This is a genomic window from Planomonospora corallina (genome assembly GCF_042650625.1).
GTDB lineage: Bacteria > Actinomycetota > Actinomycetes > Streptosporangiales > Streptosporangiaceae > Planomonospora_B > Planomonospora_B corallina.
In genome coordinates, this window is sequence record NZ_JBHSBM010000012.1 from 250,106 (window position 1) to 264,703 (window position 14,598).

The following is a 14,598-nucleotide window of genomic DNA, read 5'->3' on the forward strand; positions in this document are numbered from 1 at the left end:
AGGAGCGCTGAACGCCCGATGAGCATCGACCTCCCCCTCGTCGCGGGGTCCTTCTTCGTCGCGATCGTCGTCGGCCTGACCGGCATGGGCGGCGGCGCGCTCATGACGCCCATGATGATGCTCTTCTTCAACGTGCCGCCGCTCGCGGCGGTCTCCAGCGACCTGGTCGCCTCGGCCGTGATGAAGCCGGTCGGCGGGGTCGTGCACCTGCGCCGGGGCACCGTGAACCTGCGGCTGGTCGGCTGGCTCTGCGCCGGCTCGGTGCCGGCCGCCTTCAGCGGGGTGCTCGTCGCCCGCGCCCTCGGCGACGGCGAACAGGTCCAGCAGGTGGTCAAGTACGCCCTGGGCGTCGCGCTGCTGCTGGCCGTCGCGGGCCTGGTCGCCAAGGCCTGGATCACCCGGCACGAGGGGCCCGCCTCGGCCGGCGTCGAAGAGATCGACGTGCGCCCCATCCCGACCTTACTGGTCGGTATGGTCGGAGGCGTCGTGGTCGGCATCTCCTCCGTGGGCTCCGGCTCCCTGATCATCGTGGCGCTGCTCGCGCTCTACCCGGCCCTGCGGGCCAACCAGCTCGTCGGCACCGACCTGGTCCAGGCCGTCCCGCTCGTCGCCTCCGCCGCCCTCGGCCACCTGCTCTTCGGCGACTTCCAGCTCGACCTCACCGCCTCGCTGCTGCTCGGCTCGGTCCCCGGCGTCTACGTCGGCGCGCGGATCTCCTCCCGCGCCCCCGGCGGCGTCATCCGGGCGCTGCTCGCCGTGGTGCTGCTGGCCTCGGCGCTCAAGCTCCTCGGCGTGGGCAACACCGCCACCCTGTGGATCCTGGGCGGCGCGACGGCCGCCGGGGCGGCCGGCTGGTCACTTCTGCGGAACCGCGGTGGCGCGCAGGTAGGGGTCGCGGGCGAGCTCCCGGAAGGCGCGGCGCCCGCCGGGAGTGGTGTCGAAGCGGGTGTCCCCTCGCGGGGCGGCAGGTGAGTCGAAGTAGACCAGCGCCTTGATCTGCGGGTAGCGCCGCAGCTCCTGGCGGACCGAGGAGTAGAACGCCGACTTGAACCACGGCTGCTCCGGGCGCTCGAACACGCCCCACTCGGCGACCATGATGGGCTTGCCCGGGAAGCGCCACTGCATCCAGCGGTAGAACCCCGGCCAGTCGGGGAACTCCCTGCGGGTCTTGTTGATCAGCCCGTCGAAGGTCTGCACCTTCTTGTCGACGTACGGGTCCATCGCGACCCAGTCGACCACGTCGTCGCCCGGGTAGAGCTCCTCGAACCAGGGCTTGGAGGCCCAGTTCGGGGCGCCCATGTAGGTCATGACGGTGACCGCGTTGCGCACCCCCCGCTCCCGCAGCCGCTCCACCACGTGGCGGAACATCGCCGCGTAGTCGCGGGCGGTCATCCCCGAGGCCGGGTCCGCGCGCACGTCGTTCTCCGGCTCGTGGTGCACGGTCAGGAAGAAGCGCTCGGGGAAGGTCGTGCGGATGTACGCGGCCAGCCGGTCGATCCGCTGGTCCAGGGCCCCGGCGGCGATCTGCGCCCAGGTGTGCTCGAAGGAGGGCTTCCAGTTGACCAGCAGCAGGCGGCGCCCGGCGGGGTCGCGGGCCAGGGCCAGCTCCTGCGGGGTGGGGAACAGCTCGTCCTCGCGGTGGTAGACGTGCACGACGCCGGCCCTGCGCCCCATGCGCCTCTCGGCCCGCGCCAGCGCCCGGTCGGGCGGCCGGCCGGTGAACACCTCCGGCGCCACCCCCCACCAGGCTCCGCAGGAGGGGATGAGCTTGGCGCTGGCCTCGCAGCCCGACGGCGGGGAGGTCTCGAAGCCCAGCAGCCCGCCGGTGCGGATCGCGCTCTGCCTCGTGGCCTCCCAGGCGACCCCCTCGGCCTGACCGCACGCGCCCAGTCCGAGGACGAGAGCCGTACCGGCGCCGGCGATCACGGGCATCCTCAAAGTTCGCCTCAAATCGGCTTTTATCCGATACAACGGTCCCTCACAGACGATCCGGTCGCGCATTTCTTTACCTTCCGCGTGTCAACCATCCCACCGCTCAGACGTGCGACGTCACAGACTTTGCCGGACCATGCCGCCTCCCCGGGACAGCACCGAGGAAATATCGGATGAACCACCGTTATCTTGGCGTGATTGGCACCTGATTCCCGAAGAAAATCTTGGGTATGCGGTCAGGAAAATAGCATTCCGGCCTATAGTCCTGAGGGTTCCCAGCGTCGGCCTCCCCCCGAGAGGCCCAGCCCGAGAGGGACCCCCAAGCGCATGACCCTGTCGCCGGACCCCCCCGTCCACCACGCCGGCGGAGACCTGGCGGACTACGCGTCGCTGTTCCGCCGCCGCTGGCTGATCCTCCTGCTCTGCCTCGTCGCCGGGACCGGGGGCGGCGGCGCCCTGCTGTGGGCCACCCCGCCGTCCTACACCGCCTCCGCCTACGTCCTGGTGACCCCGACCGGCATCCAGGAACAGACCAATCAGGTGACCAGCCGGCAGCGCGAGGCGCTCAACCTCGACACCGAGGCGCAGATCGCCCAGTCCGCCGTGGTCGCCAGGAAGGCCCGGGAGGCGCTCAAGAGCACCCCCGGCCCCGTCGACGTCTCCGTGCCCCCCAACACCTCGGTCCTGCAGATCTCCTACGGCGCGGCCGACCCCAACAGCGCCGCCGCCGGGGCCAGCGCGTACGCCCAGGCATACCTCGCCCACCGCCGCGAGGCCGCCGAGAAGGCCCTGGCCGTCCAGCTGGAGACCTTCCTGGACAAGATCAGGCAGCTCAACGGGAGCCTCGCCAAGGTGCTGGCCGAGCTGCCCGGGATGGAGCGGGGCGGCGCCGAGCACACCATCGCGCTGCAGAAGCGGAGCGTGCTCAGCCGCCAGATCTACAACCTCACCGTCAAATACGACGCCCACAAGACCATCGCGATCACCCCCGGCTCGGTGATCAGCGAGGCGACCGCCCCCGACGAGCCCAGCGCCCCCATCCCGCCCCTGTACCTCGGCAGCGGCTTCATGGCCGGCCTGCTCGCGGGGGTCGGTCTCGCCTGGCTCCGCGACCGGCTCGACACCCGGCTCCGCGACGCCCGCGACCTGCCCCGCCTGACCGGCGTCGACGTCCTCACCGGCCGTCAGGTCACCGACCTGGCGGGCGCGGGGGCCGCGGTGCTGCTGGTCCCCCTGCCCGGGACGTCCTCCCAGGACGTGGCGCGGGCCGTGCGGCTGCTGCGCGGTGACGGCGTCCCCGTGCTCGGCGCGCTCACCACCGCCTGGGACGGCGCCGGCGGCCCGCCGGGAAAACCCTCCGGCGGGGGGAGCAGGAACGGCGCCCGGCCTCCGGCGGGCCGCGCAGACGGCGCGCCGGTCCCCACCGCCGGCAGGACGCCGACGACCGGCACGCCGTACCCCGCCCTCCGCGAGCCCTCCGCGGGCGGCGCCCGGACCACCCCGGTCCCCCCGCACCCTGAGCCCCCGGCGGACGACGCGCCGGAGACCGCCCCGCTCACCCGGATCCCGGCGAACGGCAAGCGGGTGTTCCCGCCGTGAGGCTCCCGTCCCCGGCGAGCTGGCCCATCGCCGCGCTCCTCGTCGGCTACCCCGTCTGGTGGGCGCTGGGCTTCGGCGGGCTGTCGGTGATCGTGCTCGCCCCGGCGATGGCGGTCGTCCTGTGGCGGCGCCGGCCGGTCAAGGTCCCGGCCGGGTTCGGACTCTGGCTGCTGCTGCTCGCCGGCTACCTGGTCAGCGCGCTCATGCTCGGCGAGATGCCCCCCGACACCTACGGCGAGTTCGGCGCGGGCCGGGTGATCGGCTATCTGATGCGCCTGGCCCTCTACGTCTCCCTGACCGTCATGGTCCTCTACCTGGGCAACCTCACCGAGCGGGAGCTCCCGCAGCTCGCCCTGGTCCGCATGCTCGGCGTGCTGTTCCTGACGACCGTCGCGGGCGGCCTGCTGGGCGTGCTCGCCCCGCACGTGCAGTTCACCTCGCCGGTGGAGCGGCTCCTGCCCGGATGGATCAGCGGCAACTCCTTCGTGCAGAACCTCATCCACCCCACCGCCGCCCAGATGCAGAAGGTCCTCGGCCACGCCTCCCCGCGTCCCGAGGCCCCCTTCGAGTGGGCCAACGCCTGGGGGAGCAACTTCTCGGTGCTGCTCGTCTGGTTCGTGGTCGGCTGGTGGGCCTGCGGCGGGCCGCGCCGGCGCTGGTCCGTGGTCCCGGTGCTCGCGCTCGCCTCGGTCCCCGTCGTCTACTCGCTCAACCGCGGCCTCTGGATCGGCCTGGGCATCGCGGTCGCCTACCTCGTCCTGCGGGCGAACGCCCGGCGCCGCCTGGTCGTCTGCTCGGCCGTCGCCGCCGGAGCACTGGCCTTCCTGCTGAGCCCGCTCCAGCCGCTGGTCGCCCAGCGGCTGGACAACCCGCACAGCAACGACATCCGCGCCTTCACCGTCTCGTCCACCATCACCGCCGCCACGACCTCGCCCTTCATCGGCTACGGCAACAACCGCAGCGCCCGGGGGAACTACCGGACCATCACCACCGGCAAGAGCGACTGGTGCACCACCTGCGGCCATCCCCCGCTGGGCAGCGACGGACAGCTCTGGCACCTGATGATCACGCAGGGGTTCGTCGGGGCCGCGCTCTACGTCGCGTTCTTCGCCGGAGCCGTCCGGCGGCACTGGAGCGACCGCTCGCCGATCGGCATGGCCGGCGTCCTGGTGATGATCCTCACCCTGCTCTACATGTTCGTCTACGACGGGCTGGTCACACCGCTCAGCCTCTATCTGATCTCGTTCGCACTGCTGTGGAGGAACGCCATGGCACGGCGAACCGCAGGACACGGCTCGGGGGAGCCGCGTGAACACCGCACGGGGGCCGCATGGACATGACACGGGGGGCCGCATGAACGACACCGAGATCCGGCTGCGCTATCTCCGGCAGACCGTGGATCTGCTCTTCCCCGGCTCCGGCCGGGCCCGGCCGTACAGCCTGCTGCCCCACCCCTGGCTGCCCCGCAGGCTCGCCCCGCGCGCCTGGTGGCACCCCGGCCGGAAGGTCATGCTCCCCGCCGGGCCGGACACCGTCGAGACCTACCTCAGCGAGGTGCTCGGCACCCCTGTCCGGGTGACCCTGCACGTCCGCCCCGCCCGGCGGGCCAACCGCAAACCGGTCCTGGAGGCCCACGACGCCGCCGGGCCGGTCGCCTTCGTCAAGATCGGCGACACCCCCCGGGCCCGGGAGCTCGTCGCCCACGAGGCCCGCACGCTCGACATGCTCGCCGGGGTGCCGCTGAAGACCGTCGCCGCTCCCACCGTGCTCCACCACGGCTCCTGGCGCGGCCTGGCGGTCCTGGCCCTGGCCCCCCTCCCGGTACGGCGCGGCGCCCCCGGCGAGGAGCTGCGCACCGCCGCGATCCGCGAGATCAGCGAGCTCGGCGCGGGCGGCGCCGTCGGGGAACACGCCGGCGGGGAGCAGGCCGGCGGGGAGCGGTTCGCCTGGCACGGCGACTTCTCCCCGTGGAACATCGCCCGCGGCCCGGACGGACGGCTGCTGGTGTGGGACTGGGAGCGGTTCGCCACCGGGGTGCCGCCCGGCTTCGACGCCCTCCACCACTTCTTCCAGGGGGCCCTGCGCCGCATGAAACCCCGGACCGCCGCCCACGCGTGCGTCGCCCAGGCGCTGCCGCTGCTGGCCCCGTTCGGCCTGGCGGCCCACCAGGCGCGGCTGACCGCGGTCCGCTACCTGATCACGCTGGCCGACCGGCACGCCGCCGACGGCTGCGAACCGCTCGGCCCGCCCGGCACCTGGCTCACCCCCGTCGTCGACTCCCAGGAGGCCCTGACGTGAGCGCTCCGACCGGCATCCCGGCCGCCCCGGCCAACCGGACCACGCTGACCACGCTGAAGCGCTCGGTGCACGCCGTGTCGCGGACCACGGGCCGCATCACCTCCGGCGGCCGGATCCTGCCGTCCTTCCTGATCACCGGGGCGCAACGCTCCGGGACGACCTCGCTCTACCGGACGCTCGCCTCGCACCCGCTCGTGCTCAAACCCGTCCTGCACAAGGGCGTGCACTACTTCGACGTGGCCTACGACCGCGGCCTGCCCTGGTACCGGGCGCACTTCCCGCTGCGGGCCACGGCCTCGCGCCTGGCCCGCCGGTACGGCAGGCGCCCCCAGGCCTTCGAGTCCTCGCCCTACTACCTGTTCCACCCGCTGGCCGCCTCCCGGATCGCCGCGGACCTGCCCGGCGTGAAACTCGTCGTGCTGGTCCGCGACCCGGTCGAGCGCGCCTTCTCCGCGCACGCCCACGAGCTGGCCCGGGGCTTCGAGACCGAGCCCGACTTCGCCCGGGCCGTGGAGCTGGAGGAGGAACGGCTGGCCGGGGCCCAGGAGGCGCTGACCGCCTCGCCGCACGCGGTCCACCACTCCCACCGCCACCACGCCTACCTGGCGCGGGGACGCTACGCCGAGCAGCTCGCCCGGCTGGAGGCGCTGGTCGGCCGGGACCGGATCCTCGTGCTGGACAGCGGGGAGTTCTTCACCCGGCCGCGGGACGTCTACGACCGGGTACTGGACTTCCTCGGCCTGCCGCAGCTGGGCGAGGCGGTGTTCGAGCGGCACAACGCCCGCCCCCGCCCCGCGCCGATGCCGTCCTCGCTCCGCCGTGAGCTGAGCGCCCGCTTCGAGCACTCCGACGCCCTGCTGGCCTCCTGGCTCGGCGCGGAGCCGTCGTGGCGCTCCTGAGGCGCACGCCTCCGGAGGAGACACCCACCCCCGCACCCCCGCGGCCCGCACCCCCGGAGGAGACACCCGCCCCCGCCCCTGCCCCCGCGGCCCGGCAGGTCCGTGCGGGCCTCCCGGACCCCGCCGGGATCCGGCGGGCCGCCCGCGGGACCCGGCCCGCGGCGTGGTCCCGGCTGCCGCGGCCCGGCGGGGTCGCGGGGGACGGACTGGCCGGACTGGCCGGGGCCGCGACCGGGGCCGCCGCGCAGTTCCTCCTGGTCCTGCTGGTCGGCCGCCACGCCGGGCAGGAGACGGCCGGCGCGTTCTTCGCGGCGACCGCGCTCTGCCTGATGACCGCCGGGATCCTGCGGATGGACGCCGGGGGCGGGCTCGTCCACGTCCTGGCGCGCTCCGGACCGGACGGCCTCGGCCGGGCCCGGGACCACCTGCGGGCGGCGCTCCTGCCCACCTCCGTGCTCTCGGCCGTCGTCGCGGTCGCCGTCTGCGCCTGCGCGGAGGCCGTCGCGGGGGCGGTGGGACCGGCCGGCACGGTGCGGGTCCTGGCCGTGGCACTGCCCGTGGTCGTCTGCGCCGACATCCTGGTCTCCGCCACCCGCGGGGCCGGGTCCATGCGCCCCACCGTGCTGCTGGACGGGATCGTCCGGCCCGTGGGCCAGTTGCTCGCGGTCGCCCTGGTCCTGCTGACGCCGCTGCCCGCCGACCCCGCCCTGCTCGCGGCGGCCTGGGCGCTGCCGTTCCTGCCGGTGCCGCCGGTGGCCTGGCTCTGGCTCCGGCGGCGGCTGCCCCGCGCCTCCGGCCCGCCCGGGCCGCGGTGCCGTCCCCGGCCCGGTCCGGCGGTCCGCGAGCCGAGGACGACGCTGCGGCGCATGCGCCCCGGCCCGGCCATGGGCGAATTGTGGCGCCACACCTGGCCCAGGTCCGCGGCCGCGGCGCTCCAGGCGGTGTTCCAGCGGCTCGACGTCGTGATCGTGGCGGTGCTCGCCGGTCCCGCCGAGGCCGCCGTCTACACCGCCGCGACCCGGTTCAAGGTCCTGGGCCAGCTCGCCGGCCAGGGACTGGCCCGGGCCGTGCAGCCCCGGCTGGTCCGCGCGCTGGCCGCGGGCGACCTGTCCGAGGCCCGCGCGCTCTACCAGGGCACCACCTGCTGGCTGGTCCTGCTGACCTGGCCGCTCTGGATCGGCTACGCCGCGCTGGCCCCCTGGCTGCTCGGCCTGTTCGGCGGCGGGAGCGACGGGACCGGCGACTACGCCTCCGGCGTGCCGGTCGCCCTCGTGCTGGCCGTGACGATGGCGCTCGCCACCGCCTGCGGCCTGGCCGACGTGGTGCTGACCGCCGCCGGGCACGCCCGGGCGGGCCTGGTGAACCTGGCCTGCGCCACCGCGGTGACCGTCCTGCTCGACGTGCTGCTGGTCCCCGCCCACGGCGCGTTCGGCGCCGCCCTCGGCTGGGCCGCGGGAGTGCTCGTGAAGAACGCGCTGCCGCTCTGGCGGCTCCACCGCCTCGGCCTGCACCCGTTCGGCCGCGGCACCCTCGCCGCCTGCGGGCTGCGCCCCCGTCTTCCCCGACCCGGAGGTGACGGATGACCCCCGTACTGGTGACCGGACTGCCCCGGAGCGGGACGAGCTGGACGGGCCGGATGCTCACCGCCGGCGGCGAGCTCGTCTACGTCAACGAGCCGCTCAACCCGCTGCCCCGGCCCGGCCGCTCCCCCGGCGTGCTCGACGCCGACGTCACCCACCGCTTCCAGTACATCTGCGCCGACGACGACGGGACATGGCTGCGGGCCTTCCGTGACACCGTCGCGCTCCGCTACCGGTTCACCGCCGAGCTGCGCCGCAACCGCGCGCCGTACGACCTGGCCCGCATGGTCAGGTACGGCACCGCCTTCACCTACGGGCGGCTGACCGGCCGCCGCGCACTGCTCGACGACCCGTTCGCGCTGCTGTCCGCCGGCTGGTTCGCCGAACGGCTGGACTGCCGGGTGATCATCCTGGTCCGCGACCCGGTGGCGTTCGCCGGCAGCTGGCAGCGGCTCGGCTGGACCGTGGACGTCGGCGAACTGCTGGACCAGCCCCTGCTGGTCCGCGACCACCCCCGGGTGGCGGAGCTGCGCCCGCTGCAGGGCTCGCGGGACCCGCTCGCCGTGAACGTCGCGCTCTGGCGGACCGCCGCGGCCGTCGCCGCCGACCTCGCGGACCGCCACCCGCGGATCCTGCTGGTCCGCTACGAGGAACTGGCCGCGGACCCGGTGGCGGGCTTCCGGCGCCTGTACGACTGGGCGGACCTGACCTGGTCGGCGCGGGCCGAGCGGCGCGTCCGCCGGGCCTGCACGGCCTCCGGCTCATCCGGCGCGGGTTTCTCCTGGCACGGCCTGTCCCGTACGGCCTACCGGCCGATGGACTCCCGCCGGGCCGTGGCGGAGGCGAGGGGACGCCTCAGCGCGGAGGAGACCCGCAGGGTCATGGAGCTCGCCTACTCCTGACCGCGCCTTCCGCCGGTCACGCCCGTTCCCTCCGGCGGCCGCTCCGGAGAGGCGGCCGCTCCCGGCCACGCCTGCCCGGGGCCCGCCCGCGCGGGACATACGAGGAGGTGGAGGCGTGTCCGGCCCCCCGGCGGGCGGGAGGAGGGGCCGGACACGCCCCGGTCAGGAGAACAGCCTCTTGAGCAGAGAGAGGCTGAGCATCCTGAGTGCGAAGGGCAGGTCGTCGGCCAGATAGCGGCGGGCCAGCCGCCCCGGCTCGCACAGCAGCCGGAACAGCCACTCCAGGCCGGAGCGCTGCATCCACTCCGGGGCCCGGCGCACCGCGCCCGCCGCGAAGGAGATCGCCGAGCCGCAGCCGACGAACCAGGTGCCCGGCATGTCCTCCCGGAGCTCCGCGATGAGCCGGTCCTGCTTGGGAAAGCCCAGCCCGACGAAGACCAGTCGCGGGCCGGCGGCCATGACCGCCTCCCGGACCCGGCCGTACTCGTCGGCGCTGTCCTCGAACCCGTACGGCGGCGCGTCCACCCCGGCGACGGTCAGTCCCGGGTAGCGGTCCACCAGCCGGACCGCCGCCTGCTCCGCCGCGCCCGGCGGCCCGCCCAGCAGGTAGATCGGGTAGCGGTAGAAGGCCGCCGCCTCCGACAGGGACCAGATCAGGTCCGCGCCGGTGATCCTGCCGGGGACCGGGGTGCCGAGCAGCCGCGCCGCCCACACCAGCGGCATGCCGTCGGCCACCACGAGGTCGGCGCTCTCCACCAGCCGGCGCAGCGTGTCGTCACGGGCGACGGCCCGGCTGATGTCCACGTTCGGGGTGACGATGTGACCGCCCTCGCCCCGCTTCAACGCGGCCACCACGTGGTCGACCACCTCGCTCTCGGTCATCCGGTCGAGCGCGACGCCCGCCACCCGCACCCGGCGGCGCAGCCTCCTGCGGGTGGCCTTGTCCGGCCGGGGGCGCTGCCTCGGGCCCGGCCGCGCGGGCCCGGCCGGGCCCGCCGATCCCATGGGCCCCGCCGCCATCGCGAGACATCCGTCGGCGACCACCGGGGTCCGCCCTGCCGAGGCCCGCATCAGATGCCGTGTCCACGGTGGTGCAGGCGGCTCAGCACGGCCTGCGCGGACACCAGCCCCGTCGCCACGGCGAGCGCGATCGGCGCACGGGGTTCGCCGTGCCTGGCGGTGAAGGCCCGCCAGGCCCAGCGTCCCGCCTCCCGCCGGCGGCCCAGGGCCGCGTGGTGGAAGGCGAGCTGGCCGTAGATCCGCGCCGCGCCGCGCGGGTCCACGGCCAGATCAGGGTGCCGGGCGAGCATCCACTCCAGCCCGGCTATGCGGTCGGCCCAGCGGGTCGCGTACGCCGACCCGCCCCACCTCACCCGCACGTAGGGACGGTCGACGTGCACGATCGCGCGGCGGGCGGCCGCGCGCAGCGCCAGGTCCCAGTCCTCGTTCTGACCGGCGGGCGCGCTCTCGTCCACCCAGAGCGTGCCGCGCCGGAACAGGAACGTCGAGGAGTGCACCATCACCATGCGTGAGCGGACGAGCTGCTGGCGCGTCACCCGGTGGGTCCCGGCCAGGCGCGGGACGCGGCGGGAGCCGTACTCCACCTCGATGGAGCAGCTGGAGAACTCCGCCCCAGGCTCCGCCTCCAGCGCCGCGACCTGCGCGGCGACCTTGCCCGGCAGCCACTGGTCGTCGTCGTCGCAGAACGCCACCAGGTCCGTGCCGAGGGCGGCGATCCCGGTGTTGCGCGCACCCGGCAGGCCGGGGGTGAGCCGGTTGGGCAGCACCCGGACCCCGCGCGGGGGCTCCTGCCCGCGGACCTCCGTGGCCCGCCCGGCGGGGAGGTCGGCCACCTGGCCCGCCACCTGCGACGGATCGGCCCCGTCCGCGACGATGACGATCTCGACGGAGCCCGGGTAGTCCTGCGCGAGGGCGGCGCACGTGGCCGCGCGCAGCTGGCCGGGCCGGTGTCCTCGCGTGGGGATGACCACGCCCACCGATGGACTCACGAGAGCCTCCAGGGATAGTCGTATCTGATCATGAGGGGCCAGGTCAGTGCGGTGACCAGGCTCCACTGCCGGGACGCGGCGCCGGCGCGCCAGCCGTCGTCCCGGGACAGGCCGATACGGCCGACCGTGAAACGCATGGGGTTGCCCGAGGCGGTGTGCGCCACCGAGAGGCTGACCTCGCCGTCGCCCAGGAAGTCCAGACTCGGCTGGACGCCGAGCACGGCGGCCAGCCGGCGCAGCGTCCGGGCGGGCGCGGCCAGCAGGTCCTCGTAGCGGACCCGGGTGACGGGCACGCCCTCGCGGGCCAGGAGCTCCAGGCCGAGGTTCTGCGCCAGCCAGTGCAGCGAGGTCCGGGCCGGCGACCAGTTGGTCATGGCGGTGCCGTTCTCGGGGCGGGTCACCCTGCGCCGCCAGGAGTGCGCGACCGCGCGAGGATCGCGCACGACATGCACGACGTGCACGTCGACACCGGCCGCGGCCAGGCAGAAGGCCAGGGAGGCGTGTTTGCTGGAGTCGACGACGACCGGGCTGTCGGCGACCTCCGCCGCCGCCTCGTAGAGCCGCCGGTACGCCGTGACGTACTCGCCCAGCTCCTCCGTCACCGCCGGTGAGCGCCACGCCCCGGCGCCCGCCCGCTCCTCGGCCAGCAGCCTCGTCAGTGCGGGGATCCGCCGGGTGCGATCCACCCGCGCCCGCAGCGCCAGCACCCGCTCCGCCCGCTCCGCGGACCAGCCGCCGAACGCGCGCTCGCCGACCTTCCCCCAGAACGGGCAGGAGTGGAACGGCTCGCCGCAACCGCATGCCTCGTCCGCCAGCACGCCCCTCGTCCAGAGGTGGACCACCTCGCCGAGCGCGGCGCAGCCGGGAAGCTCACCGAGCAGGCGCTCCAGCAGCGTGGTCCCGCTGCGGCCCAGCCCACCCAGGAACACCACCCGGGTGGGCGACGGACGATCAGACACAGGCACGAATCCTCACCGTTATGGATACGGAACGTGCCGACAATATCGCGGAGAGTAACTTCGCAGTCAGTGAAAGGTCAAACAATCTACCTACGGAAGATCACGCCCCGCGGGCTACCGCGCCTCCACGATCATGCCCGCGCCGACGGTGTTGTTCGTGGCCTCGTCCACCAGGATGAACCCGCCGGTGAGGCGGTTGCGCGCGTACTCGTCCACGAACAGCGGCTGGGTGATGCGGAGCGAGACCCGGCCGATCTCGTTCAGGCCGAGCGCGGTGGCCGTCTCGTCACGGTGCAGGGTGTTGACGTCCAGCCGGTAGTGCAGGTCCCGCACCAGCGCGCGGGCCGTCCGGGTGGTGTGCTTGATGGTCAGCTTGGCGCGCGGAGCCAGCTTGGTGGCGTCGGCCATCCAGCAGACCATCGCCTCCACCTCCTGCGCGGCGTGCGGCTGGTTGTTCGGACGGCAGATCATGTCGCCGCGCGAGATGTCGATGTCGTCCTCCAGCCTCAAGGTGACCGACATCGGCGCGAACGCCTCCTCCACCGGCCCGTCGAACGTGTCGATGGACGCGATGCGCGTGGTCAGCCCGGACGGCAGGTGCATGACCTCGTCGCCGGGCTTGAGCACGCCGCCGGCCACCTGCCCCGCGTACCCGCGGTAGTCGTGGAAGGCCGGGTCGGTCGCCCTCTGCGGGCGGATGACGTACTGCACGGGGAAGCGCACGTCGACCAGGTTCCGGTCGGAGGCGATGTGCACGTTCTCCAGGTGGTGCAGGAGCGACGAGCCGTTGTACCACGGCATGTTCTCCGACCGGGAGACCACGTTGTCGCCGTGCAGCGCCGAGATCGGGATGAACGTCAGGTCGGGCGCGTTCAGCTTCGAGGCGAACGCGGTGAACTCCTCGCGGATCTCCTCGAACCGCTCCTCGGAGTAGTCGACCAGGTCCATCTTGTTCACGGCCAGCACCAGGTGCGGCACCCGCAGCAGCGTGGTCAGGAACGCGTGCCGGCGCGACTGCTCCAGCACGCCCTTGCGCGCGTCGATCAGCACGATCGCCAGGTCCGCCGTGGAGGCGCCGGTCACCATGTTCCGGGTGTACTGGATGTGCCCCGGGGTGTCGGCGATGATGAACTTCCGCCGCGGCGTGGCGAAGTAGCGGTAGGCCACGTCGATCGTGATGCCCTGCTCCCGCTCGGCCCGCAGGCCGTCGGTGAGCAGCGACAGGTCGGTGTACTCGGTGCCGCGGTCCCGGGAGGTCCGCTCGACCGCCTCCAGCTGGTCCTCGAAGATCGCCTTGGAGTCGAAGAGCAGGCGGCCGATCAGCGTCGACTTCCCGTCGTCGACGCTTCCCGCCGTGGCGAAACGAAGGATGTCCATTACAGCTGCTCTCCAGGGGTCGTACGGCGGGCGCGGGAAACGGAGGAGCGCGCCGGGCGGGCGCGGGAGACGGAAGACTGCGAGGAGCGCGGGGCCATCAGAAGTAGCCCTCCCGCTTGCGGTCCTCCATCGCGGCCTCGGAGGCCCGGTCGTCGGCGCGGGTGGCGCCCCGCTCGGTGATCCGGGTCGCGGCGATCTCCGCGATGATCTCCTCGACGGTCGCGGCGGTCGACTCGACGGCGCCGGTGCAGCTGGCGTCACCGACCGTGCGGTAACGCACCGTCATCTCCATCAGCGGCTCGTTCTCGTCACGGGTGACGAACTCGCTGTCGGCCAGCAGCATGCCGTCGCGCTCGAACACCTTGCGCCGGTGCGCGAAGTAGATCGACGGGATCTCGATGCCCTCACGCCGGATGTAGTCCCAGATGTCGAGCTCGGTCCAGTTGGACAGCGGGAAGACCCGGATGTGCTCGCCCTTGCGGATCTTGGAGTTGTAGAGGTTCCACAGCTCGGGCCGCTGGTTCTTCGGGTCCCACTGCCCGAACTCGTCGCGGAAGGAGAACACCCGCTCCTTGGCGCGGGCCTTCTCCTCGTCCCGGCGGGCCCCGCCGAACACCGCGTCGAACTCGTTCTCCTCGATCGCGTCCAGCAGCGGGACGGTCTGCAGCCGGTTCCGGGACGCCCGGCGGCCGGTCTCCTCGACCACCCGGCCCGCGTCGATGGCGTCCTGGACCGAGGCCACGACCAGGCGCACGCCCAGCTCCGCCACCCGCCGGTCGCGGAACTCGATGACCTCCGGGAAGTTGTGGCCGGTGTCCACGTGCATCAGCGGGAACGGGATCGGCGCCGGCCAGAACGCCTTCTCCGCGATGCGGAGCATGACGATGGAGTCCTTGCCTCCGGAGAAGAGCAGACACGGGCGCTCGAACTCCGCCGCCACCTCACGCATGATGTGGATGGCCTCCGCCTCGAGGACATCAAGCTGCGACGTGGTGTAGTCGCGCTGAAGCATCTGACTCTCCCATCGGGGATTTGGGGGCATG

At 73.7% G+C, this 14,598-nt stretch carries 13 protein-coding genes; 7 read left to right on the forward strand and 6 right to left on the reverse strand.

Going from position 1 to position 14,598, the window contains the following annotated elements:
- The first annotated feature begins 18 nt into the window (after positions 1–18).
- Positions 19–972, forward strand: coding sequence for a sulfite exporter TauE/SafE family protein (locus ACFOWE_RS09090; protein WP_377286746.1), 954 nt, complete (start codon positions 19–21; stop codon positions 970–972).
- Here ACFOWE_RS09090 and ACFOWE_RS09095 read toward each other — a convergent pair.
- Positions 856–1,932 (reverse strand): glycoside hydrolase family 26 protein, encoded by a 1,077-nt coding sequence (locus ACFOWE_RS09095; protein ID WP_377286747.1) that lies wholly within the window; start codon positions 1,930–1,932, stop codon positions 856–858. The two genes, ACFOWE_RS09090 and ACFOWE_RS09095, sit on opposite strands and share 117 nt — an antisense overlap.
- A gap of 327 nt (positions 1,933–2,259) precedes the next feature.
- Between ACFOWE_RS09095 and ACFOWE_RS09100 the strand changes: the two genes are divergently transcribed.
- The 6 genes from ACFOWE_RS09100 to ACFOWE_RS09125 are packed head-to-tail and all read left to right on the forward strand — an operon-like array spanning position 2,260 to position 9,210.
- Positions 2,260–3,531 carry a YveK family protein gene (locus tag ACFOWE_RS09100; RefSeq protein ID WP_377286748.1) on the forward strand — a complete coding sequence of 424 codons (1,272 nt, stop codon included), beginning with the start codon at positions 2,260–2,262 and terminating at the stop codon, positions 3,529–3,531.
- Entirely contained in the window at positions 3,528–4,871 is a 1,344-nt protein-coding gene (locus tag ACFOWE_RS09105; protein WP_377286749.1) for an O-antigen ligase family protein, read from the forward strand. Before ACFOWE_RS09100 ends, ACFOWE_RS09105 begins: the two co-directional genes overlap by 4 nt.
- A gap of 13 nt (positions 4,872–4,884) precedes the next feature.
- On the forward strand, positions 4,885–5,829 hold the full coding sequence (locus tag ACFOWE_RS09110) for a hypothetical protein (RefSeq protein ID WP_377286750.1): 945 nt from the start codon (positions 4,885–4,887) through the stop codon (positions 5,827–5,829).
- Positions 5,826–6,728 carry a sulfotransferase family protein gene (locus ACFOWE_RS09115; RefSeq protein ID WP_377286751.1) on the forward strand — a complete coding sequence of 301 codons (903 nt, stop codon included), beginning with the start codon at positions 5,826–5,828 and terminating at the stop codon, positions 6,726–6,728. Before ACFOWE_RS09110 ends, ACFOWE_RS09115 begins: the two co-directional genes overlap by 4 nt.
- A complete protein-coding gene (locus ACFOWE_RS09120; protein WP_377286752.1) occupies positions 6,716–8,311 on the forward strand; it encodes a lipopolysaccharide biosynthesis protein in 1,596 nt (531 codons plus the stop codon). Before ACFOWE_RS09115 ends, ACFOWE_RS09120 begins: the two co-directional genes overlap by 13 nt.
- Positions 8,308–9,210 (forward strand): sulfotransferase, encoded by a 903-nt coding sequence (locus tag ACFOWE_RS09125; RefSeq protein ID WP_377286753.1) that lies wholly within the window; start codon positions 8,308–8,310, stop codon positions 9,208–9,210. The genes ACFOWE_RS09120 and ACFOWE_RS09125 overlap by 4 nt, the downstream gene beginning before the upstream one ends.
- Before the next feature lie 162 nt (positions 9,211–9,372).
- Here ACFOWE_RS09125 and ACFOWE_RS09130 read toward each other — a convergent pair whose 3' ends face one another.
- From ACFOWE_RS09130 to cysD, 5 genes are all read right to left on the reverse strand, one after another.
- Positions 9,373–10,230 (reverse strand): WecB/TagA/CpsF family glycosyltransferase, encoded by an 858-nt coding sequence (locus tag ACFOWE_RS09130; RefSeq protein WP_377286754.1) that lies wholly within the window; start codon positions 10,228–10,230, stop codon positions 9,373–9,375.
- Between the two features lie 50 nt (positions 10,231–10,280).
- Positions 10,281–11,219 (reverse strand): glycosyltransferase family 2 protein, encoded by a 939-nt coding sequence (locus tag ACFOWE_RS09135; RefSeq protein WP_377286755.1) that lies wholly within the window; start codon positions 11,217–11,219, stop codon positions 10,281–10,283.
- Entirely contained in the window at positions 11,216–12,178 is a 963-nt protein-coding gene (locus tag ACFOWE_RS09140; RefSeq protein ID WP_377286756.1) for a sulfotransferase, read from the reverse strand. Before ACFOWE_RS09140 ends, ACFOWE_RS09135 begins: the two co-directional genes overlap by 4 nt.
- 114 nt (positions 12,179–12,292) lie before the next feature.
- Positions 12,293–13,555 carry a sulfate adenylyltransferase subunit CysN gene (gene cysN / locus ACFOWE_RS09145; RefSeq protein ID WP_377286757.1) on the reverse strand — a complete coding sequence of 421 codons (1,263 nt, stop codon included), beginning with the start codon at positions 13,553–13,555 and terminating at the stop codon, positions 12,293–12,295.
- 97 nt (positions 13,556–13,652) lie between these two features.
- Positions 13,653–14,567 carry a sulfate adenylyltransferase subunit CysD gene (gene cysD / locus ACFOWE_RS09150; protein WP_377286758.1) on the reverse strand — a complete coding sequence of 305 codons (915 nt, stop codon included), beginning with the start codon at positions 14,565–14,567 and terminating at the stop codon, positions 13,653–13,655.
- Positions 14,568–14,598 lie beyond the last annotated feature (31 nt).